Origin of the sequence: Pseudomonas sp. MWU16-30322, from assembly GCF_020515535.1 — a bacterium.
GTDB lineage: Bacteria > Pseudomonadota > Gammaproteobacteria > Pseudomonadales > Pseudomonadaceae > Aquipseudomonas > Aquipseudomonas fluorescens_H.
Map to the genome: position 1 here is coordinate 527,878 of NZ_JAIWYL010000003.1, position 21,439 is coordinate 549,316.

At 60.9% G+C, this 21,439-nt stretch carries 18 protein-coding genes; 5 read left to right on the plus strand and 13 right to left on the minus strand.

Translation table 11 applies throughout. The features are described 5' to 3' along the window. Positions 1-4: 4 nt before the first annotated feature. The gene (locus LCH64_RS08165) at positions 5-601 is read right to left on the minus strand and encodes a MarC family protein (RefSeq protein ID WP_003221263.1); all 597 of its coding nucleotides are present in this window, start codon (positions 599-601) and stop codon (positions 5-7) included. Positions 602-858: 257 nt separating this feature from the next. On the opposite strand from LCH64_RS08165, the gene LCH64_RS08170 reads away from it, so the two are divergent. Continuing rightward, the gene (locus LCH64_RS08170) at positions 859-1,650 is read left to right on the plus strand and encodes a hypothetical protein (protein WP_103485987.1); all 792 of its coding nucleotides are present in this window, start codon (positions 859-861) and stop codon (positions 1,648-1,650) included. Positions 1,651-1,707: 57 nt separating this feature from the next. After that, positions 1,708-2,433, plus strand: a complete 726-nt coding sequence (locus LCH64_RS08175) for a hypothetical protein (RefSeq protein WP_226499935.1) — start codon at positions 1,708-1,710, stop codon at positions 2,431-2,433. A 21-nt stretch (positions 2,434-2,454) separates the two neighbouring features. On the opposite strand, the gene LCH64_RS08180 is transcribed toward LCH64_RS08175, so the two are convergent. From LCH64_RS08180 to gcbA, 12 genes are all read right to left on the minus strand, one after another. Then, complete coding sequence (locus LCH64_RS08180; RefSeq protein WP_045122274.1) at positions 2,455-5,229, minus strand: hybrid sensor histidine kinase/response regulator; 2,775 nt, start codon at positions 5,227-5,229, stop codon at positions 2,455-2,457. 99 nt (positions 5,230-5,328) lie between these two features. Then, positions 5,329-6,624, minus strand: a complete 1,296-nt coding sequence (purD, locus tag LCH64_RS08185; RefSeq protein ID WP_003221269.1) for a phosphoribosylamine--glycine ligase — start codon at positions 6,622-6,624, stop codon at positions 5,329-5,331. Between the two features lie 157 nt (positions 6,625-6,781). Then, on the minus strand, positions 6,782-8,389 hold the full coding sequence (gene purH / locus LCH64_RS08190; RefSeq protein WP_226499936.1) for a bifunctional phosphoribosylaminoimidazolecarboxamide formyltransferase/IMP cyclohydrolase: 1,608 nt from the start codon (positions 8,387-8,389) through the stop codon (positions 6,782-6,784). A gap of 82 nt (positions 8,390-8,471) precedes the next feature. Next, positions 8,472-8,792: a DNA-binding transcriptional regulator Fis gene (gene fis / locus LCH64_RS08195; RefSeq protein ID WP_003221275.1), complete on the minus strand. Its 321-nt coding sequence runs from the start codon at positions 8,790-8,792 to the stop codon at positions 8,472-8,474. Then, positions 8,789-9,799 carry a tRNA dihydrouridine synthase DusB gene (gene dusB, locus LCH64_RS08200; RefSeq protein WP_003221277.1) on the minus strand — a complete coding sequence of 337 codons (1,011 nt, stop codon included), beginning with the start codon at positions 9,797-9,799 and terminating at the stop codon, positions 8,789-8,791. The genes fis and dusB overlap by 4 nt, the downstream gene beginning before the upstream one ends. A 185-nt stretch (positions 9,800-9,984) precedes the next feature. Further along, entirely contained in the window at positions 9,985-11,277 is a 1,293-nt protein-coding gene (locus LCH64_RS08205) for a DUF3426 domain-containing protein (RefSeq protein ID WP_226499937.1), read from the minus strand. A 30-nt stretch (positions 11,278-11,307) separates the two neighbouring features. Further along, positions 11,308-12,186 carry a 50S ribosomal protein L11 methyltransferase gene (gene prmA / locus LCH64_RS08210; RefSeq protein WP_041068147.1) on the minus strand — a complete coding sequence of 293 codons (879 nt, stop codon included), beginning with the start codon at positions 12,184-12,186 and terminating at the stop codon, positions 11,308-11,310. 257 nt (positions 12,187-12,443) lie between these two features. Beyond that, positions 12,444-13,802 (minus strand): acetyl-CoA carboxylase biotin carboxylase subunit, encoded by a 1,359-nt coding sequence (gene accC / locus LCH64_RS08215; RefSeq protein WP_045122275.1) that lies wholly within the window; start codon positions 13,800-13,802, stop codon positions 12,444-12,446. A 17-nt stretch (positions 13,803-13,819) separates the two neighbouring features. Continuing rightward, entirely contained in the window at positions 13,820-14,284 is a 465-nt protein-coding gene (gene accB, locus LCH64_RS08220) for an acetyl-CoA carboxylase biotin carboxyl carrier protein (protein ID WP_024164417.1), read from the minus strand. Positions 14,285-14,332: 48 nt separating this feature from the next. Further along, on the minus strand, positions 14,333-14,785 hold the full coding sequence (gene aroQ / locus LCH64_RS08225) for a type II 3-dehydroquinate dehydratase (RefSeq protein ID WP_003221283.1): 453 nt from the start codon (positions 14,783-14,785) through the stop codon (positions 14,333-14,335). Between the two features lie 252 nt (positions 14,786-15,037). Continuing rightward, positions 15,038-16,984, minus strand: coding sequence for a methyl-accepting chemotaxis protein (locus LCH64_RS08230; protein WP_226499938.1), 1,947 nt, complete (start codon positions 16,982-16,984; stop codon positions 15,038-15,040). 51 nt (positions 16,985-17,035) lie between these two features. Further along, complete coding sequence (gcbA, locus tag LCH64_RS08235) at positions 17,036-18,706, minus strand: diguanylate cyclase GcbA (RefSeq protein WP_103520860.1); 1,671 nt, start codon at positions 18,704-18,706, stop codon at positions 17,036-17,038. A 435-nt stretch (positions 18,707-19,141) separates the two neighbouring features. On the opposite strand from gcbA, the gene LCH64_RS08240 reads away from it, so the two are divergent. From LCH64_RS08240 to LCH64_RS08250, 3 genes are all read left to right on the plus strand, one after another. Beyond that, entirely contained in the window at positions 19,142-20,209 is a 1,068-nt protein-coding gene (locus LCH64_RS08240; RefSeq protein ID WP_003221286.1) for a DUF2333 family protein, read from the plus strand. Between the two features lie 3 nt (positions 20,210-20,212). Further along, positions 20,213-20,770, plus strand: a complete 558-nt coding sequence (locus LCH64_RS08245; protein ID WP_003221287.1) for an NUDIX hydrolase — start codon at positions 20,213-20,215, stop codon at positions 20,768-20,770. A 188-nt stretch (positions 20,771-20,958) separates the two neighbouring features. Then, entirely contained in the window at positions 20,959-21,330 is a 372-nt protein-coding gene (locus tag LCH64_RS08250) for a translation initiation factor Sui1 (RefSeq protein WP_003221288.1), read from the plus strand. Positions 21,331-21,439: the final 109 nt, after the last annotated feature.

Below are 21,439 nucleotides of genomic sequence, written 5' to 3' on the forward strand. Positions count from 1 at the left end.
ATCTTCAGGAAACCAGGTAACCCTTTACCCCGGTGAAGATGATCTGCGCCGCCAGCGCGCAGACGAACAGTCCCATCAGGCGGCTGACGATCTGCAAGCCTTGATCGCCGAGGATGCGCTCGATGTGATTGGACAGGTACAGCACTACCCCGACGGTGAAGCTGGCCAGGGTAATACTCATGATCGCGGTCAGTTTGTCGTCCCAGTGCGGCTGGCTGACGCCCATCACCAGCAGGGCGCCGATGGTGCCCGGGCCGACCGTCAACGGAATGGTCAGCGGGACGATGGTCACATCCTGCTGCACGTTGTCACTTTGCACCACCGGTTTGCCCTGGGCCATGCCCAGCGCCGAGATGAACAGCACGCTGCCGGCACCGATGCGGAACGCGTCCGCAGTGATCCCGAACACGTCGAAAATCACCCGTCCGAACAGATACAGCAGGACGCTGGAGACCAGCGTGGCAATCGCCACTTTCCAGGCGAGGCGCCGCTGTTCCTTGCGCGAGTAGCCACGGGTCAGGCTGATGAAGCAGGACAACACGAAGAACGGGCTGTAGAGCACCAGCATCTTCAGGTAAACGCTGAATAACACGTGGAGCATGAGGGCGGCTCGCATCCGGAGAGGGGTGGCAGCGAGTCTATCAGTCGCTTAGTTGCTTGTGTGCGCAGAAGATGCTGCGCACGGCAGTTCATTTTTTTCGGACTTTATTTTGATTGTTGTGTTGTTCTTTTTTGTTAGTTGTTTTTGTTGTTTGGATATGATGTTACAGAATCGGGTTTGTGGTTGTATGTTTGTTTGGTTATTGTTTGGTCGCAAGTTCAAGAGGAACTTGTCTGATGATTAATAAGGATTTTATTGTGCATAATCAAGCTGTTCGCGAAAGTTATATTGCTTCTTGTGTTAAAGCGATTGAAGAGTGTGAGATCGACGACCAGTTGGTTATTCGTCCTCACGCCCTGATGGGTATAGGGGACGACGTAGAAGCACCGTCCAAGGGGGCTGTTGTAGGTGAAGGGACGATGGGCTTTGTGGGCAAGATGAGTCTCCAAAACCAACGTGATGCGGCAAACGCTTTCCTCTTCGCGACGCTCGCAGCAAACAAACAGTACCCGGCCGAAGAGCAGGGTAAAGAGTGGTATCTGCGCTTTCGCGAGGTGATGACCCAGGCAGGCTGGACACCTGTCAGAAAGTATTACAGCAACCTGGATGTCGAGGGCACCAGCGTGCGTATGGACAAACTGGTACTGGAAATCCTCGGTTCCGTGGTTGCCGGCGCTGCGCTGCCAGGCCCGGCCAGTGCATTGATGCTCAAGGTGGCGGGAGATGCGATCTCGGCCCTGCAGAAGCGTGATACTGCCGCACTGACGGCTTATGAGCGCAATCTGCTGCAACACGGTGTTGGCGGAATCTCCGCAGGTGCATGTGTTGAAGTCGATGGCGAATCGATCATGGCCCTCGGCACCGTGCGTTTCCAGCGCAGGAATACTTCTACCAAAGTGCTGTTCGTCGACGTCGATGTGCGTAATGTAAACCTGTATCGAGGCGAAACGGTATTTGTCAAAAACACATTAAAAGCGGACTCGGTTCGTGAAACTATTAAAAATAAACTCATCGTTCACAGTGAAAAGATTGTCGATATTGAAATTTGATTGATCAAAAAAAGGCAGCCGGTTTCGGCTGCCTTTTTTGTTATCGGGAGCAATGATATGAATGACGAATATTCAGTATTGATTGTTGGCGGCGCCGTTGTGCTGGTTCCGGTAACGGAGGAGCTGGCGCCCTATGACGATTTGATCGAGTGCCTGTTGCTGGCGCAATTGGCGGCCAATAAAAAAATCGAAAAGACGGCAGAGATCGACTGGTATGGCGCGTATGTGCAGTTGCTGGATAACTATTGGCTGCGCCACTCCAGAGCTCGACGGCAATGGTCCATCGAAAAGGATAACGTCGAGTCGCTTGGTGATTGGGTCCTCACCGCGATGTTCAGCGACGCTGTGGATAACAGTGGCGCTGCATCTGTAGCGCTGCGACGTCTGGCAGGCCTGTCCGGCACCGAGCCGGCCATGGGTTTGCTGCGCAGGCACATCCAGAAGAGCATCCTGGCGTCCGAGTCCGGAGATGGGCTTGCGTCCGCCACGGCTGTGCGCCTGCTGGTGGTCGTCGCGAACACGCCGACCTCCTTGACCAGTGTCTATCTTGAGCTTGCGACTGATCGGGTGCTTGGCGGCAACCCCCTGGCCGAGCTGTTTCAGGCCGAGGATGTGCGCGGCGACGTATGCATGCGTTACGCCGGCGCCTACTTGTCTGAGACCCTCTATGCTCCGGCACGCGCCGCCGTTGCTCTGAAAATCAGGGACAGGTTGAAGGACAACGTTGTGCGGTTGACGTTGCCCGACGAAGGGGCAGTCAGGCAGCTTTGCGCAGCCGATTGAGGCGCAACCGGGCAGGCCTGCTCAGAAGGTCGAGGCCGTGCGGTTCTGCTGATCGCGCTGGGCGACCCAATGTTCGATCAGCTCGCGCAGTTGCGACAGCTCCACCGGTTTGGCCATGTGCCCGTCCATCCCGGCCTGACGCGCACGTTCCTTGTGTTCGGCGAGGATGTGCGCGGTCAGCGCAACGATTGGCGTGCGGATGCGCTGATTGCTGACTTCCCACGCACGCAGTTGCTGGGTTGCCGAGAAGCCATCGAGGATCGGCATTTCGCAGTCCATCAACACCAGGTCGTAACGCTGGGCCTTCATCGCTTGCAGGGCTTCTTCGCCGTTGCTGGCGGTGTCCGGTTGCAGGTTGAGCTTGCCGAGCATGCCGCGAATCACTTTGGTGGAAATGGTGTTGTCTTCGGCGACCAGAATGCGGAAATCGCTCGGCACCTTGGCTGCTGTGGCGGGGGTAACCACTTGCGGCTGGAACACCACCTGACCCTTGTTGCGCTGATTCAATTCGTCGGCCAGCGTGGTCTTGAGCGTATAGCCGGCCACCGGTTTGGCGAGGATGCGCTTGATCCCCGAGTTGCGCGCGATGATCTTGCTCGGCGCATTGCTGATGCCGGTGAGCATGATCAACAGAATGTCGTGGTTGAGGCTCGGGTCTTCCTTGATCTTGGCCGCCAGTTGCATGCCGGTCATGCCGGGCATGTTCTGATCCAGCAGCACCACATCGAAGTAGTCACGCAGGTGCGCCTTGGTGCGCAGCAACGCCAGCGCTTCCTTGCCCGACGGCACGGCGCTGACGTTCAGGCCCCAGGCACTGCATTGCTGCACCAGCACCTTGCGGCAGGTGTCGTTGTCGTCCACCACCAGTACCCGCGCACCTTGCAGCGGGCCGTCGAGGTCGGAGGTCGGGTGTTCGAGGCGATCCGGGTCCAGCGGCAGAGTCAGCCACAGCGTGCTGCCCTGATTGGCGCCGCTCTTGATGCCGAACTCGCCGTGCATCAGGCGAATCAGCTGTCGCGCGATCACCAACCCGAGGTTGCCGCCCAGACGGTTGGCCGAGAGGAAATGCTTGCTGTGCAGTTCGGCGTGCAGCAGCGCCTCGCGCTCTTCCGGCTCCATCGGCTGGCCGCTGTCCTGCACGGCGATGCGCAGGCGCGGTTTGACGCTGCGCTCGTCAAGGGCAACGACGATCAGCACTTCGCCTTCGTCGGTTTTCTTCAGGGCATTTTCCAGCAGGCTCAGCAACGTCTGGCGCAAGCGGGTCGGATCGCCGCTGATCACCCGCGGCACCTGCGGCTGGATGAAACTGATCAGCTCGACGTTCTGCTGTTCGGCCTTGGCGCGGTAGATGCTCAGGCAATCGTCGATCAGCGCGTTGAGGTCGAACTGCACATCGTCCAGCTCGATCTGCCCGGACTCGAGTTTGGAGATGTCGAGAATCTCGTTGATCAACGTCAGCAGTTCGTTGCCGGCGCTGTGGATGGTTTGCACGTAGTCGCGTTGCTTGACCGACAGCGGCGTGCCCAGCAACAGCTCGGTCATGCCCAGCACGCCGTTCATCGGGGTGCGGATTTCGTGGCTGATCTTGGCGAGGAATTCGGCCTTGGCGTTGATCTCGGCGTTGCTGGCGGCGAGGTCGCGGCTGATGCTGAAACGGCTTTCGGTGATGCTGCGCTGACGTTCACCCAAGGCGATGCTCATCAGCAGGCCACTGATGCAGATAAACGCCATCAGGGTCATGATCAGGCCTTGCGGCGACACCAGGGTCAGCCCCAGCAACGCCGGCAGAATGATCAGCGTGCCGATGTTGAACACCACCATCCCGGCAACGAACAGCCGCGCCGGACGGTAGCCCTTCTGCCAGTGATAGAAGCCGACCAGCAACATGCTCAGACCGGCCAGGGCCACCAGCGCGTAAGTGATGATGTTCAGCGGCAGGGTGTTGACGAACAACAGCAGCAGGCTGCAGATCACGATGAACAGAATGTCGCCCAGCAACAGTTTGTTCAGCGGGTGCGGGCCGAGCGGGGCGAAGAAACGCAGGGCGAACATCAGCCCGGCCGGGGCGGTCAGCAGCAGGGCCAGATACGCGCCCGGGGTCTGGATCGCATGCCAGTTCGGCAGCCACGGGCCGGCGAGGTTGAGCAACAGCAACAGGCTCAGGCCCAGCAGGCCTTCGCAGACCGCCAGCCACAGGCTGCTGCGCGAACGGGAGTAGGCGTAGCGCACGAGGTTGTGCAGCAGCAACATGCCGAGGCAGCCGAACAGCAGACCGAATATCAGCGTCTGGTTCTGGTTGGCGGCACTCAGCACCGCCGATTGCAGGGCGATGTGCGGGCGTAGCTGATGGTCGGAAACCATCCGCAGATAGACGTCGAGGGACTTGTCGCTTTGCGGCAGCGGCAGCAGGAAATCGCTGCTCGGCAGTGGCCGTTCGACCTGTGGCTGATGGGTGCCGGAGGTGCGTTGCTCGATCAGCTTGTCGCCGTCCAGCACGTAAAGGCTGAGGTTGGACAGGTCGGGGGCGAAGATTCGCAGCACTTGCTCGTGCTTGCCCGGCGCCAGTTTGAAGCGCAGCCACAGTGCGCCATCGGGCTCGGCCGCCGTGAGGCGATCAAGTTCGATAGGGCTGAATTGATTGGTGTAGCGAGCCGAGCGGATGTCGCTCAGTTGCAGATTGCCCTGATCGTCAAGCAATACCGACCAGCCACTGCCTTGCGCGGCCTGGGCCGGAAGCATGCAGAGCAAGGTCAGCAGCGTGACGGTGAAGCTTATGGCAATCCTGAGCCAGCGCACGGCGAAATCCCTTCGTAGGTTGATGCCAGAATATAACGATGCGCGGCGGCGGAACAGCCCGGCGAGGGACTGCATCCCGCGCCGGACTTGAAGGACAGCTTATTCCTGGGTTTCGCCACGTTCACGGGCAATGGCGCGGTAGCCAATGTCCTTGCGGTAGAAGCAGCCTTCCCAGTCGATGGCGGCGGCCAGCTTGTAGGCTTGCTGCTGCGCTTCGCTGACGCTGGCGCCCATGGCGGTGGCGCAGAGTACGCGACCACCGGCCGTCACCACGTTGCCATCTTTGAGCGCAGTCCCGGCGTGGAAGACTTTGCCTTCCAGGCCTGCGGCTGCGTCCAGACCGTTGATCGCTGCACCCTTGGCGTAGTCGCCCGGGTAGCCGCCGGCGGCCAGCACGATGCCGACGCTCGGACGTGGATCCCACTGTGCTTCAACCTTGTCCAGCGCTTGCGCCAGAGCGGCTTCGACCAGCAGCACCAGGCTCGACTGCAGACGCAGCATCACCGGTTGGGTCTCCGGGTCACCGAAGCGGCAGTTGAATTCGATGACTTTCGGGTTACCGGCCTTGTCGATCATCAGACCGGCGTACAGGAAACCGGTGTAGACGTTGCCTTCTTCGGCCATGCCACGCACGGTCGGCCAGATCACCTGGTCCATCACGCGCTGGTGCACGTCGGCGGTGACCACCGGGGCAGGGGAGTAGGCACCCATGCCGCCAGTGTTCGGGCCGCTGTCACCGTCGCCAACACGTTTGTGGTCCTGGCTGGTCGCCATCGGCAGTACGTTCTTGCCGTCGACCATGACGATGAACGAGGCTTCTTCGCCGTCGAGGAATTCTTCGATCACCACGCGCGAACCGGCATCACCGAACGCGTTGCCGGCGAGCATGTCACGCACGGCGTCTTCGGCTTCGGCCAGGGTCATGGCAACGATCACGCCTTTACCGGCGGCCAGGCCATCGGCCTTGATCACGATCGGTGCGCCTTTTTCACGCAGATAAGCCAGGGCCGGCTCGATCTCGGTGAAGTTCTGGTAGTCGGCGGTCGGGATCTTGTGGCGCGCGAGGAAATCCTTGGTGAAGGCTTTCGAGCCTTCCAGTTGCGCAGCACCGGCGGTCGGGCCGAAGCAGTCCAGGCCACGGGAGCGGAACAGATCGACCACGCCAGCCACCAGCGGCACTTCCGGGCCGACGATGGTCAGGGAAACGTTTTTCTCGGCAAAGTCGGCCAGTTGCTCAAGGGCCAGCACGTCGATGGCGACGTTCTCGCACTTGGCTTCAATCGCGGTCCCGGCGTTGCCCGGCGCGACGAAAACCTTCTGCACGCGCGGATCCTGAGCCACTTTCCAGGCCAGGGCGTGTTCACGGCCACCGCTGCCAATGATCAAAACATTCATTTCAAAAACCTCGGATGACGCTAATTCTGGAGGCAGCACTGGGCTGCTTTTCTGTGGGAGCGGGCTTGCTCGCGAAAGCGGTGTGTCAGTCGAAACAGTTGTCGCTGACAGATTGCATTCGCGAGCAAGCCCGCTCCCACATTTGTATCGAGTTGAATCAGTGACGGAAGTGGCGCATGCCGGTGAACACCATGGCGATGCCAGCCTCGTCAGCGGCGGCAATCACTTCAGCATCACGCATCGAGCCGCCTGGCTGGATCACCGCAGTGATGCCGACCTTGGCTGCGTTGTCGATGCCGTCGCGGAACGGAAAGAACGCGTCCGATGCCATCACCGCGCCCTGCACTTGCAGACCGGCGTGTTCAGCCTTGATCGCGGCGATACGTGCCGAGTTTACGCGGCTCATCTGGCCAGCGCCGACACCGATGGTCTGACGGTTCTTGGCGTAGACGATGGCGTTGGATTTGACGAACTTGGCCACTTTCCAGGCAAAGATCAGGTCGTGGATTTCCTGTTCGGTCGGTGCACGCTGGGTCACCACTTTCAGGTCGTCGGCGCCGATCATGCCGATGTCGCGGCTCTGCACCAGCAGGCCACCGTTGACGCGCTTGTAGTCCCAGGCCGGAATGCGATCCGCCGACCACTCGCCGCAGGCCAGCAGGCGCACGTTGGCTTTGGCCGCCACAACAGCGCGAGCTTCTGCGCTGACGCTTGGCGCGATGATCACTTCCACGAACTGACGCTCGACGATCGCCTTGGCGGTCTCGGCATCCAGTTCACGGTTGAAGGCGATGATGCCGCCGAAGGCCGACTCGGTGTCGGTGGCGTAGGCCAGTTCGTAGGCCTGGCGGATGCCGCCCTCGGCGTCCGGGCTCACGGCCACGCCGCACGGGTTGGCGTGCTTGACGATCACGCAGGCCGGCTTGACGAAGCTCTTCACGCATTCCAGCGCGGCGTCGGTGTCGGCCACGTTGTTGTAAGACAGCTCTTTGCCTTGCAGTTGGGTCGCGGTGGCGATGCCGACTTCAGCAGGCTTGGCTTCCACGTAGAACGCCGCGCTCTGGTGCGGGTTCTCGCCGTAGCGCATTTCCTGAGCCTTGATGAACTGGCTGTTGAAGGTACGCGGGAATTCGCTGCGGCCTTCGGTGCTCAGCACGTCGGCAGCCTGATTCACGGTGCCCATGTAGTTGGCGATCATGCCGTCGTAGGCAGCGGTGTGTTCGAAGGCCTTGAGCATCAGGTCGAAACGCTGAGCGTAGGTCAGGCCGCCGGCCTTGAGGTTTTGCAGAACGTTGGCGTAATCGCTGGCATTCACCACGATCGCCACGTCTTTATGGTTTTTCGCTGCCGAACGGACCATGGTCGGGCCGCCGATGTCGATGTTCTCGATAGCTGTCGGCAGGTCGCAGCCTGGCTTGTTGATGGTGGCTTCGAACGGGTACAGGTTGACCGCAACCAGGTCGATCGGCTTGATGCCGTGCTCGTTCATGATCGCGTCGTCGATACCGCGACGACCGAGGATCCCGCCGTGGATTTTCGGGTGCAGGGTTTTCACCCGACCGTCCATCATTTCCGCGAAACCGGTGTAATCCGCGACTTCCACTGCGGCAACACCGTTGTCGCGCAGCAGCTTGAACGTTCCGCCGGTGGAGAGGATCTCGACGCCGAGGGCTTCAAGCTCCTTGGCGAATTCGAGGATCCCGGTCTTGTCGGAAACGCTGATCAAGGCGCGGCGGATCGGCAGGCGGGTAGTCTGGTCGGTCATCTCAATTTCCATCAAAAGCAAAGGAAGTCAGCAAAAAAGGCGACCGGTTTTACGCGGGCGCCTTTCTGGTTTGATTGAATGCTTACAGCAGATCGTACTGCTTGAGTTTCTTGCGCAGTGTGCCGCGGTTGAGTCCCAGCAGCTCACTGGCCTTGGTCTGGTTGCCCTTGACGTAGTTCATCACGCTTTCGAGCAGGGGAGCCTCGACTTCGGAGAGCACCAGGTTGTACACATCCGTGACGGACGCGCCCTCAAGGTGGGCGAAATAATTGTGCAGCGCCTTCTCGACACTCCCGCGAAGGGTCTGACCTTCTTCGCTCGGGGTATTGAGGTGCTGTTTCAAATTCACGTTGTCGCTCACGGGTGCTGTTCCACTCACTAAAGTCTCGGTCATCATCGTCATGCGGCCACCCCTTCTTCGTCCCCTGTCAGGCTCTTGTAACGCTCGGCGAAAAACTCCCGAACGTTGGCGCATTGTGTTTCCGTACCATCCAAACGATTGAAGTGGGCGCGAAACTCCCTGGCGCCCGGCAAGGTTGCGAGATACCAGCCCACATGCTTGCGGGCAATACGGACACCCATCACATCCCCATAGAAGGCGTGAAGTGCGGCCAGATGCTCCAGCAGGATGCGTTCCACTTCGCTCAGCTCCGGCGCCGGCAATTTCTCGCCGGTACGCAGGAAGTGTTCGATCTCGCGAAAAATCCATGGCCGCCCCTGGGCAGCCCGGCCTATCAGCAGGCCATCGGCACCGGTCGCGTCGAGCACGTAACGGGCCTTTTCCGGCGAATCGATATCGCCATTGGCAAACACCGGCATCGACACCGCCTGCTTGATCGCGGCAATTGTGTCGTACTCGGCTTCGCCGGTGTACAGATCGGCGCGAGTGCGGCCATGCACTGCCAGCGCGGTGATCCCGGCCTGCTCGGCGATCTTCGCCACGGTCAGGCCGTTCTTGTTGTCGCGATCCCATCCGGTGCGGATCTTCAGGGTCACCGGCACATCCACTGCAGCGACCACGGCCTGCAGGATCTCGGTAACCAGTGCTTCGTCTTTCAATAGCGCGGAGCCGGCGGCCTTGTTGCAGACCTTCTTTGCCGGGCAACCCATGTTGATATCAATAATCTGCGCGCCCAGTTCGACGTTGGCCCGTGCCGCATCCGCCAGCATCTGCGCATCGCCACCGGCAATCTGCACCGAGCGTGGCTCGGGATCGCCTTCGTGGATCATGCGCATGCGCGACTTGCGGGTGTTCCACAGGCTCATGTCACTGGTGACCATTTCCGAGACTACAAGCCCTGCGCCCAGACGCTTGCACAGCTGACGAAAGGGCTGGTCGGTGACGCCCGCCATCGGGGCGAGAATCAAACCGTTCTGCAATGTATATGGGCCGATGCGTACCGCCGACATAGGACTTCCCTGAAGTGGGGCCGGATCATGAGAGTTCGAAAAAGGGTTGGCATGATACCCGCTCTCGATGACTGGATAAAGGCTGAATTGAACAAAATCTGAACAGTTATTCTGTTATTGCCAGCGGTTTGGTTGCCGCGGACGAAGTCAGAAAACTGCCGTCAAACCTGAAGCGATGAAGCGATTCACTCGGGCGAGTGGAAACTCAGGCTGTAATTCACCGCTTTGGGGCCTGGATCGAGAATATCCAGCGCGATGTGGATTGGCGTTTGCGGCGGCATTTCCGCCATGCCTTCAAGGTCGCCGTTGAGGTATTCGCCGGGTTTGAAGCGACGACTGGCGATCAGATGACCGTTGAGGTCGGCGAAACGCAGTTCCAGCAGCGGAAACGGCTGGGAGAACGTCGCGCGGTTGTAGATGATCGCATCCACCACCAGCGCCCCGCTGAACTCCGGATGGCTGCGCACCACCAGATTGCTGCTTTTGATTTTGCCGATGTCGACCTTGGACGGCACCGAGCAGCCGATCTGCGGACAGAACTGCTGGAACCATGGGCGGTACTGATCCTGCCGCGCCAGTTCATCGAAATGATAGGCGATGTACTGGCCGGCCAGACCGGCGGCGGCCAACAGCACCAGCAAGCCCCAGAGCAGGCGTCGGCCCCAGGGCGAACGGCGTTTCTGCCAGTCCAGTTGCAGCGGGTCGTCGGTCAGGTCCTGCAGCACTTCAGCGCGTACGCCGGGTTCGGCACGCTCACGCTTTTTGCGCAGCGGTGCGACCGATGGCAAGTCGTCATCGTCCGGCTCTATGGCGGCGGACAGGCGTTCGCGGCGGGCATTCGGATCGATCGGGTCGTGCAGGCGCAGTTGCGGGATCGGCGGTTCGTCGTCCAGATCCACCGGCTCCAGCGACAACGAAGGCTCGGTGCGCGTGGTTTTCAGTGGTTCGGCTTCGACGATCTCAGGCTCGGCTGCAGCTTCGGGCTCGGGCAGACGCTCATCGTCGCGTGCGCTGAACAGGCTGTCGCGCCACTCCGTTTCATCGCTTTCGTGGCTGTCGCGGCGGGCGCTCAGAGACTCTTCGCGCTGACGACCGAATTCGGTGGTCGGCTGGATTTCCCGTTGTTCGAGCCGGGCGAGTTCTTCGTCGAGGTCGAGGCTGTCCAGGTCCAGCTCGTTGGCGCTCCATTGCTTCTGGCTGATGGCGCGCGGCGCGGGTGGTTCGTCGTTGACGGGCGCTTCGACCACCGGCGGCGGCTCGCTGACCACCGGCTGAGACGGTACTGGCTCGACCATGGCCGGTGCCACCGGGGTGACCGCGTCCTTGCCGGCGTGTTGTTCCAGCAGCTGTTTGGCGGCATTGAACACTTGCAGGCAGGCGCCACAGCGAACCACCCCGCGGGCCACGCTCAATTGAGCATGGCTGACGCGGAAGCTGGTTTGGCAATGCGGGCACTGGGTGACGAAACTGTCAGTCATGCGGCGATCCGGATTATGCAGTCGGTCATTCTAGCGCCGGCGGCCGGTGATACGCACCCAGCCATCGCGATTGGCGATCGGGTCCAGATCAAAGTCCTGCGCATAGGCGGCGGCGACTTCTTCACCTTGTTCGGCGAGGATGCCCGACAGCGCCAGACGACCGCCGCTTTTCACCAGGCCGGACAGCTGCGGCGCCAGGGAAACCAGCGGGCCGGCCAGAATATTGGCGACCAGCACGTCGGCTTTGACCTGCGGCAGATCTTCCGGCAGGTACAGCGGGAACAGCTCATCGGCGATGTTGTTGCGCCCGGCGTTGTCGCGCGAGGCCTCCAGCGCCTGCACGTCGATGTCGGTGCCGACCGCTTCTTTCGCGCCGAGCAGCAGGGCGGCAATCGCCAGAATCCCCGAGCCGCAGCCGAAGTCCAGCACGTTGCAGTCCTTCAGGTCCTGGCCGTCGAGCCATTCCAGGCACAGGGCGGTGGTCGGGTGGGTGCCGGTGCCGAACGCCAGGCCCGGATCCAGCAGCAGGTTGACCGCATCAGGCTCGGGCGCGGCGTGCCAGCTCGGCACGATCCACAGGCGCTGACCGAAACGCATTGGCTGGAAACCGTCCATCCAGCTGCGTTCCCAGTCCTGGTCTTCGATGACTTCGCTGTGATGCTCGGGCAGCGGGCTGCCGGTCAGCAGTTCCAGATGCGCGAGTACCGGCGCAGGCTCGGTGCCACCCTCGAACAGGGCCAGCAGGTGCGTGTGCGCCCACAGTGGGGTGGTGTTGAGTTCCGGCTCGAAGATCGGCTGATCTTCGGCGTCCATGAAGGTCACCGAAACGGCGCCGACTTCAAGGAAAGCGTCTTCGTAGGTTTCGGCTTGTTCCGGGCTGATGGCGAGACGTACTTGCAGCCAAGGCATGGCGGGCACCTTTGAAAAAATATGATTGCAGCCTAGCGGCCAGCGAGAAGCGCGCAAGTTTACGCGAGCGCGCAGGTTTTGTGGGAGCTGCATTTCACCCTGTGGGAGCGGGCTTGCTCGCGAAAGCGCTGTGCCAGACACAATAAAGGTATCTGATACACCGCATTCGCGAGCAAGCCCGCTCCCACAGGGTTTTATGAAACCTGCAGAAACAACAAAGCCGCCCGAAGGCGGCTTTGTCAGGTGCGGGCTGAAGCTTAGTGCTTCTCGCCAGCCAGCTTGTGCTCGAGGTAGTGAATGTTCACGCCCCCTTTGCAGAAGCCTTCGTCGCGGGTCAGATCACGGTGCAGCGGGATGTTGGTCTTGATCCCGTCCACCACGATTTCGTCCAGGGCATTGCGCATGCGCGCCATGGCTTCGTCGCGGGTGGCGCCGTAAGTGATCAGCTTGCCGATCAGCGAGTCGTAGTTCGGCGGAACCGCATAACCGCTGTACAGGTGCGAATCGACGCGAACGCCGTTGCCGCCTGGGGCGTGGAAATGCTTGACCGTGCCCGGGCTCGGCATGAAGGTTTTCGGGTCTTCAGCGTTGATCCGGCACTCCAGCGAGTGACCGCGGATAACCACGTCATCCTGCGTGAACGACAGCTTGTTGCCAGCGGCGATGCTGAGCATCTCCTTGACGATGTCGATACCGGTGACCATTTCCGAAACCGGATGCTCCACCTGAACACGGGTGTTCATTTCGATGAAGTAGAAACGACCGTTCTCGTACAGGAACTCGAACGTGCCGGCGCCACGGTAACCGATATCGATGCACGCCTTGACGCAGCGAGCCAGAACTTCCTGGCGCGCCTGCTCGTCGATGCCCGGTGCCGGCGCTTCTTCGAGAACCTTCTGGTGACGGCGTTGCAGCGAGCAATCGCGGTCGCCCAGATGGATGGCGTGACCCTGGCCGTCGGACAGCACCTGAACTTCGACGTGACGCGGGTTGGTCAGGAATTTTTCCAGATAGACCATCGGGTTGCCGAACGCCGCGCCAGCTTCGGAGCGGGTCAGTTTCGCCGAGGCGATCAGGTCTTCTTCCTTGTGCACCACGCGCATGCCGCGACCACCACCGCCGCCAGCGGCCTTGATGATCACCGGGTAGCCGACTTCACGACCGATGCGCAGCGCCGTTTCTTCGTCTTCCGGCAGTGGGCCGTCGGAACCTGGAACGGTTGGCACGCCGGCTTCGATCATCGCGTGCTTGGCCGATACCTTGTCGCCCATCAGGCGAATGGTGTCGGCTTTCGGGCCGATGAAGGCGAAGCCGGAGTTCTCGACCTGCTCGGCGAAATCGGCGTTTTCCGCGAGGAAACCGTAGCCTGGGTGAATGGCGGTGGCGCCAGTCACTTCAGCGGCAGCGATGATGGCCGGGATGTGCAGGTAGGACTGAGCGGCAGAAGCCGGGCCGATGCAGACGGATTCGTCTGCCAGACCCAGGTGCATCAGCTCTTTGTCGGCCTTGGAGTAAACGGCGACGGTCTTGATGCCCATCTCTTTGCAGGCACGCAGAATCCGCAGGGCGATCTCACCGCGGTTAGCGATCAGAACTTTTTCCAACTTCGCAGTCATCAAAGGCTCTCCGCAGTTCAAACGATGGTGAACAGCGGTTGGTCGTACTCAACCGGCTGGCCGTCTTCGACGAGGATGGATTCGATCACACCGCTGGTTTCAGCTTCGATGTGGTTCATCATCTTCATGGCTTCGACGATGCACAGGGTGTCGCCTTTCTTCACGGTCTGGCCGACTTCAACGAAGGCTGGCGAGGTTGGCGAAGATTTACGGTAGAAGGTGCCTACCATTGGCGAGCGGGCCACGGTGCCGTTCAGTGCTGGAGCAGCAGCGGCAGCCGGAGCGGCGGCAGCCACTGGAGCGGCAGCGGCGGCAGGCGCAGCGGCCGGAGCCTGCATCGGCGCCGGAGCGTAGTACTGCTGAGCCGGGGTCTTGCTGTGACGGCTGATACGTACGGACTCTTCGCCTTCCTTGATCTCGAGCTCGTCGATGCCGGACTCTTCCAGCAATTCGATCAGTTTCTTAACTTTACGGATATCCATGAATCATCAACTCCCAAGGGTCGGTCAGGGGCGTTTAACGCTTGTGGTTCAAGCTGTTGCCTGTGTTTCAAGCTGCTCTAGTGCGGCCTCCAGGGCCAGTCGGTAACCGCTGGCGCCAAGGCCGCAGATCACTCCCACCGCTACATCGGAGAAGTAAGAGTGATGGCGGAAAGGTTCGCGCTTGTGCACGTTGGACAAATGCACTTCGATGAATGGGATGCTCACTCCCAGCAGCGCGTCACGTAATGCGACGCTTGTGTGCGTAAAAGCTGCTGGATTGATCAGAATGAAATCGACACCTTCGCCGCGAGCGGCATGGATGCGGTCGATCAATTCGTACTCGGCGTTGCTTTGCAGGTGCAGCAGATGATGGCCGGCTTCACGGGCGCGGCGCTCCAGATCCTGATTGATCTGCGCCAGGGTCGTTGAACCGTAGGTGCCGGGTTCGCGGGTGCCGAGCAGGTTCAGGTTGGGGCCGTGCAGCACCAGTAGGGTTGCCATCTGCGTGTTCCTTGTTATGAATGAGCAGTCGTCAGAACCCGGCGACTATGCCGCAAAGACTTTGTGACTGTCCAGTTCTCTGCAATAGCCAGCACGATGACCGATGTTTACGCGAAATTTGTGACTGAGTAATTTGATCCGGTCATTCCGCAAGATTTGCGCTGATGCGAATGACGCTATCGCGAGCAGGCTCACTCCTACAGTTGGAATGCGTTCCCTTGTAGGAGTGAGCCTGCTCGCGATAGCGGTCTGTCAGACGCGGAAGGCCTGCACCGCAGTATGCAGTTGTCCGCCCAATACCAGCAGGTTCTCGCCCTGTTCGCGGCCTTCGCCGATGCGTAGCAGGTTATCCCCGCCCAATTGATGAATCCGCTCGCTGTGGTCACGGATCTCGCTGACCGCGCCGCTCTGCTGGGCGGTGATATCGGCGATGCGGATCGCCGTGTCGGAAATGGTCTGGATCGCACCGACGATTTTATCCAGCGCGCCGTCCGCCGCCTGCGCCTGATTGGCCGTGGCTTCGGCGTGTTCGACCTGCGCGCGCATGCCTTCGACCGATTGTCGGGCGGCGGTTTGCAGGCCGGCGATCAGCGTCTGGATTTCCGCCGTTGCGCCGGCCGTGCGTTGCGCCAGTGAGCGCACCTCTTCGGCCACCACCGCAAAACCACGACCCATTTCCCCGGCCCGCGCCGCTTCGATCGCTGCGTTCAGGGCCAGCAGGTTGGTCTGGTCGGCAATCGAACGGATCACCGTCAGCACGCCACCAATGGTCGCCGACTCTTCGGCCAGGTGCTCGATCATTTGCGCGTTGCCTTGCACCTCGCCGACCAGTGCGTGCAGCCCGGTGAGGCTCTGGCCGATCACGGTCTGTCCATGTTCGACCGCCAGCCCTGCATGGCGGCTGGCGTCCGCGGCCTGGCGCGCATCACCGGCCACTTGCTGAATGGTCGCCTCCAGTTCGCCGAGGGAGTCGCGGATCAACGCGGTATCGCCGGCCTGATGTTCGGCGCCGCTGTGCAGCTCGTTGCTCAGTTCGGCGAGGGTACGGCTGCTGCCGGCGACTTGTTCGGCATTGCCGCGAATCGTGCCGACCAGATCCACCAGATAGGCGCGCAAGCGATTGAGCGACGCTTCGATGTCGTGCAGCTCGCGGTTGGTCTTGCCCAAGTGAATGTCGTTGCTGAAGTCGCCCTCGGCCCAAGTCGACAGCGCCGGGGCGAGGTTGGTCAGGGTGCGGGCGAGGCGCCGCTGCAGGGTGTCGATCAGAAGGGCGATCAACAGAATCAGGCCGATCATCACGCCTTGCATCAGGCGCACTTCGCCCTGGATCTGCCCGTGCTGCGCGCGCACCACTGGTTCGAGGCCGGCGATGGCCTGCTGCACGGCGGCGATCTTCAGGTGGGTGGCGGTGCTCAGGTCGGTGCGTTTCTGGATCTGCTCGCGGGTGCGTTCCAGCTCCGCCGGATAGCGCCCCAGCAGGCTGTTGAGTTCACGCTTGAGGCTGACACCAGCGTCTTCGGCGGCGGCTTTTTCGTTGCTTTCGATGCCCATCATGGCGGCGAAATCATCGCTGCCGGATTCGTTCTTGGCGACCACGCCGAGCAGGGGCAGGGCATCGATCACCTGCGCCTGAGCGCGGATGTTGCTGACCTCGCGCTCGACGTCGGCGGCCAGTTCACTGCGGCCGCTGCTGACCAGTTTGTCGCGGGCCAGCGACAGCTTGCCCAGATGCTGCGAGGCGGTGAGCAGGGGGGTCAGGTACGTCGCGTTGCCATTGGCGTAGGTGCTGAGCTGATCGAGGCTGGCGCTCAGTTCGCGTTCGGCCTGCAACAGCAGTGCTTGCGGATCACCGGCCAGTTTGCCGGCTGCGAGCAGGTCGGTTTTGCTGAAATCTTCGAGGCTCGACAGGCTTGGGCGCAGGGTCTCGGCCAGTGCCGGTGGCAGTTCGCCGAGTTCCTTCTGCAAGCCGTCGATGGCCTGGCTGGCGCTGCTCAGGCGCAGGGCGTCGCCGCTGGCGAGGTAATCCTCGACATTGCGCGCCACATCATTCTGAAATTGCTGCGACAGGCCCAGGTAGCGCTCCATCAACAGGTACGGACGCTCCAGGGCTTTTTGCGACCACCACAGCGTCGCGCCGAGGGCCACGCAGACGGCGACCAGCAGCAGAGTGTTGAGATTGGTGAGCAACTTCAGGCGCATGACGGCTACCAACGGCAGAAATGGTAAGCGCCTGAATTTATTGCGGTTCTGTTACAGGGTTATGACCGAATCGGTGGATTCCGATGAAAAAGTGGCACTTTGCTTTGATCCGTACGCGGTCTGTACACGATTGCGTCCGGCACCTTTGGCGCGGTACAGCGCCTCGTCGGCCTGGCTGGCCATCATCAGGCTGTCGGAGTCCTCTTGCATTTCCACCACGCCGGCGCTGAAGGTGCACCACAAATCCTGCGGCTGCGCCGGGTAGTGGATTTCGGCGAAGCGCTGGCGGATCTCGTCGAGCACTTTGTGCGCCGCTTCTATGTCGGTGTCGGGCATGACGATGGCGAATTCTTCGCCACCGTAACGGCCGATGAAGTCGGTCTTGCGCAGCCGTTGTTTGAGGAACAGCGCCAGGCTCTTGATCACGCGGTCGCCCATCGGGTGGCCGTGACTGTCATTGACTCGCTTGAAGTGGTCGATGTCGAGCATGGCAAAGCTCAGCGGCTTGTTCTCGCGGCGCGCGCGGAACGAGCAGTCTTCGAGTAATTGCAGGATGTGCGTGTGGTTGTACAGGCCGGTGAGGCTGTCCCGGACCATCCGCGCCTTGAGGTTGCGCGCACGGGCAGCGCGGTTGCGCACGGTGGTAATCAGGTGCCGCGGCTTGATCGGTTTGGTCAGGAAGTCGTCGCCGCCCTCGCTCATCGCGTCGAGCTGTTTATCCAGATCGTCCTCGGCGGACAAGTAGATGATCGGCACGCTGACGTAGCGGTCGTTGTGGCGAATGACCTTGGCCAGTTCGGTGCCGGTGCAGGCCGGCATGTACATGTCGAGGATGATCAGATCCGGCTGGAAATCCGCCAGTTCGGCCATCGCCTGGATCGGTTCGATCAGGGTGCGAGTGACGATCCCGGCGCTGTTGAGCAGGCGCTCGGTGTGCAAGGCCTGGGCGCGGGAGTCGTCGATGATCAGCACTTTATAAGGTTCGTACTGGGCGACGCAGGTCAGGACTTCGATCTTCTCCAGCAGACTCGAGGCTTCGAGGGTGCCGGTGAGGAATTCCTGGCCGCCGGCACGCACGGCGGCGAGGCGGGTCGGGGTGTCGGTTTCGTGCAGGCTGAAAAACAGCAGCGGCAGCGGTTCTTCCAGGCCGACCTGGGCTTCGGCGGCCAGTTGCAGGCCGACGCCAGCGCCGCTGAAGTCAACGTCCATGACGATCGCAGCCGGCAAGCGCTCGACCATCGAGGAGCGAAACGCCGCGACACTGTCCAGCGCCTGCGCGGTGAGGCCGAAAAATTCCAGCTGCTTGGCCAGCCGCTCGGCGCGGTCGTGATCCTGCAACATCACGTAGATCGGTTTGCGCAGCGGTGGCAGGAAGGTCTGGTCGAGTTGATCGCCATGGCGCAGACCGGTGCGCGACAGGCGCTGCATCAAACGATTGAGATCGGTGATCAGGCCACTGCTCAGGCGCCCACGATTGGCGTCCACCGCTTCCAGCGACTGACCGATATGACGCGCGAGTTGCGTGTGCTCAGGCTGCTCGAAACGCTCGGCAAAACGCAGCAGGCGCAGATTGGCCTCGCTCAGTTCGGCGAGGTCGGCAGTGGACCACTCACTGCGTTGCAGGCGCTGCCATATCTCAAGAATCTGACGTGCCTGATGAATTACCCGCTGGGCAAAGTGGTGCTTGAGGCGCTCACGGCTGGGGTCTTCTGGCTCGGTCATATCCTGACTACTAGTTAGGGTGCATGCTGAGATCGACTGGTGGCTCTATGCTAGCACCTCTTTTCCCTTACATCAGTGTCGTGCGTCAATAATCTGCGGTGCGACACAATTCAGTTTCTGACTGGCGGGTTTCAAAACGGACCTGTTCGTCGGGCAAGTCCCCGAAGGCCGGGGGTATGCGGTGGCCGGCGGGATCATTCACCTGACTTTCCGCTGCGGCTGACATAAAGCTCTTGAATGGTTTTTGCGTGCTTGAAAAACCGCTCAGCGAAGGATTTTTGCCGGTGCGGTATCAGGTATTCCCCTAGACTCTGGCGGATGCTTCGTCCGCGCCGCGGATTTGCTGCTTATCTTTACGGGCGGGTGCCGGCCTTGGCACGTTGTTGTATGGTTGTGGTCGAACCGTTGAACCCAAGTGATTGAAAGGATATCGCCATGCTGGACTGGAAGAACCGCGCGGGCAGCGCGCCTGAACGTGCCGCCGAGCCCAAGTCGGCCACCCGCAGCTATTTCGGCGGCCTGTTGTTCAGCCGTGCGCTGGCCACACTGGTCGGCATTTACCTGTTGGTGACCATCGCCCTGGGCATTTACTGGAGCGAGGAGCCGGCGCTGTTCCCGGTGGCGCAGAACGCTCAGATTGCGGCCGAAAAAGAAGGCAAGCAGATGGTCGTCGGCTACACCACGGTCGAAACCCTGAAAACCGTTGCCGGTACTTTGCTGAACAAGCCGGGCGGTTACATCGCCAATGACCGTTTCCCGCCGGGCCTGTGGATGGACAACATGCCGAGCTGGGAATACGGCGTGCTGGTGCAGGTACGTGACTTGACCCGTGCCCTGCGCAAGGACTTCGCCCGCTCGCAATCGCAGTCGGCCGAAGACGCCGATCTGGCCAAGGCCGAGCCGCGTTTCAACTTCGACAACAAGAGCTGGATCCTGCCGTCGAGCGAGTCGGAATATCAGGAAGGCATCAATTCCCTGAGCCGCTATCAGGCGCGCCTGTCCGATCCTTCGCAGAAAAACGCGCTGTTCTATGCTCGCGCCGACAACCTGAACAACTGGCTGGGCGATGTCGGCACACGTCTCGGTTCGTTGTCGCAACGACTGTCGGCCAGTGTCGGTCGGGTCAAGCTCAACACCGCGCTGAAGACTGAAGTCGTGGCGCCGGGGCAGGTGCCACAGGTCGATGAGGAAGTCGTGGAAACTCCCTGGATGCAGATCGACAACGTGTTCTACGAAGCTCGCGGTCAGGCCTGGGCCCTGTCGCACCTGTTGCGCGCCATCGAGGTGGACTTCGCCGATGTACTGGCCAAGAAGAACGCCACGGTCAGCGTGCGTCAGATCATTCGTGAACTGGAGGCCTCGCAGCAGACAGTCTGGAGTCCGATGATCCTCAATGGCAGCGGCTTCGGGATTCTGGCCAACCACTCGCTGGTGATGGCCAACTACATTTCTCGGGCCAACGCAGCGGTGATCGATTTGCGTCAACTGCTCAATCAGGGCTGAGTCATGGTCGAGAGCGCCAAAGAGGCGGCCCACCGCGCCGCCTCCGATGCCGAACAGATCGCCTGGGTCGACGAGCAGGACAACCTGCTCGGCGCCTTGGTGCGGGCCGATTTGCGTGAACGCGGGCTGATCGGTCGCGGCACCTACATCATGCTGTTCAATAGTGCCGGTGAGCTTTGCGTGCATCGGCGCACCTTGAGCAAGGCGATCTATCCCGGTTACTGGGATGTTGCGGCAGGCGGCATGGTGCAGGCCGATGAAACCTACGCCGAATCCGCAGCCCGGGAGCTGGAAGAGGAGTTGGGGGTGAGCGGGGTGGAATTGACCGCCCACGATCATTTCTTCTTCGAAGACACCGGCAACCGTCTGTGGTGTTCGGCATTTTCCGCGGTGTGGGACGGCCCGCTGAAACTGCAGCCTGAAGAAGTGCTGGAAGCACGCTTCATTCCGGTCGAACAGGTGATGCGCGAAATCGAGCAAAAGCCTTACTGTCCGGACTCTCTGGCCGCGTTGAAGCGCTATCTGAAGGCTCAGCAAAGCGACGTCGCAAAGAACTCATAAATTGGCGCCGATTGGCTCTTAGCAATTGCGCTTTTTGCCGTTACACTGCGCGACCTTTTCAAGCTGCACCGACCTGCTTTTGTTGAAGCGCACGGTGCAGTAGCGCTGCCCCTGCCTGAGTGGGGCTTCGCGGTCGATGACCTTGCCCAAGGTTGCGATCAGTCTTTGTCCTCCCAAGAGGATTGCCGGTGGCCAAAAAAGCCGCATCCTTCGCCGCCCTTGGTGGCCTGGTATTTTCCACCGACGCAGGTCGTCATTGCCCGGAATGCAGTAAGCCGGTGGACGCCTGTATCTGCAAACAAACCGTGATCCCGGCCGGGGACGGCATTGCCCGCGTGCGTCGCGAGAGCAAGGGCCGTGGCGGCAAGACGGTGACCACCATTACCGGCGTGCCATTGGCCGAAGACGCCCTCAAGGAGCTGGCGACAACGTTGAAGAAACGTTGCGGCACCGGTGGGGCGTTGAAGGACGGGATCATCGAAATCCAGGGCGATCATGTCGAGCTACTCTTGGCAGAACTGATCAAGCTCGGTTTCAAAGCGAAGAAGTCCGGCGGCTAGCAGCCTCTGTGAAAACCACCTGCGGCTTGATCCGGCTCTGAAATGCTCAGCGCCGGCGTCGTCTCCATGGTTTTCACAGAGCCTGTTCATACCGGTTTCTAAACTACAC

Bases quoted from the DNA above. Each gene is read 5' to 3' on its own strand.
- gcbA (WP_103520860.1), bottom strand. From the start codon at position 18,706: ATGACCGAGCCAGAAGACCCCAGCCGTGAGCGCCTCAAGCACCACTTT.
- LCH64_RS08165 (WP_003221263.1), bottom strand. From the start codon at position 601: ATGCTCCACGTGTTATTCAGCGTTTACCTGAAGATGCTGGTGCTCTAC.
- fis (WP_003221275.1), bottom strand. From the start codon at position 8,792: ATGACGATGATGACCGAGACTTTAGTGAGTGGAACAGCACCCGTGAGC.
- aroQ (WP_003221283.1), bottom strand. From the start codon at position 14,785: ATGGCAACCCTACTGGTGCTGCACGGCCCCAACCTGAACCTGCTCGGC.
- accC (WP_045122275.1), bottom strand. From the start codon at position 13,802: ATGACTGCGAAGTTGGAAAAAGTTCTGATCGCTAACCGCGGTGAGATC.
- LCH64_RS08245 (WP_003221287.1), top strand. From the start codon at position 20,213: ATGGTCGAGAGCGCCAAAGAGGCGGCCCACCGCGCCGCCTCCGATGCC.
- purD (WP_003221269.1), bottom strand. From the start codon at position 6,624: ATGAATGTTTTGATCATTGGCAGCGGTGGCCGTGAACACGCCCTGGCC.
- dusB (WP_003221277.1), bottom strand. From the start codon at position 9,799: ATGTCGGCGGTACGCATCGGCCCATATACATTGCAGAACGGTTTGATT.
- purH (WP_226499936.1), bottom strand. From the start codon at position 8,389: ATGACCGACCAGACTACCCGCCTGCCGATCCGCCGCGCCTTGATCAGC.
- prmA (WP_041068147.1), bottom strand. From the start codon at position 12,186: ATGCCTTGGCTGCAAGTACGTCTCGCCATCAGCCCGGAACAAGCCGAA.
- LCH64_RS08230 (WP_226499938.1), bottom strand. From the start codon at position 16,984: ATGCGCCTGAAGTTGCTCACCAATCTCAACACTCTGCTGCTGGTCGCC.
- LCH64_RS08205 (WP_226499937.1), bottom strand. From the start codon at position 11,277: ATGACTGACAGTTTCGTCACCCAGTGCCCGCATTGCCAAACCAGCTTC.
- LCH64_RS08175 (WP_226499935.1), top strand. From the start codon at position 1,708: ATGAATGACGAATATTCAGTATTGATTGTTGGCGGCGCCGTTGTGCTG.
- LCH64_RS08240 (WP_003221286.1), top strand. From the start codon at position 19,142: ATGCTGGACTGGAAGAACCGCGCGGGCAGCGCGCCTGAACGTGCCGCC.
- accB (WP_024164417.1), bottom strand. From the start codon at position 14,284: ATGGATATCCGTAAAGTTAAGAAACTGATCGAATTGCTGGAAGAGTCC.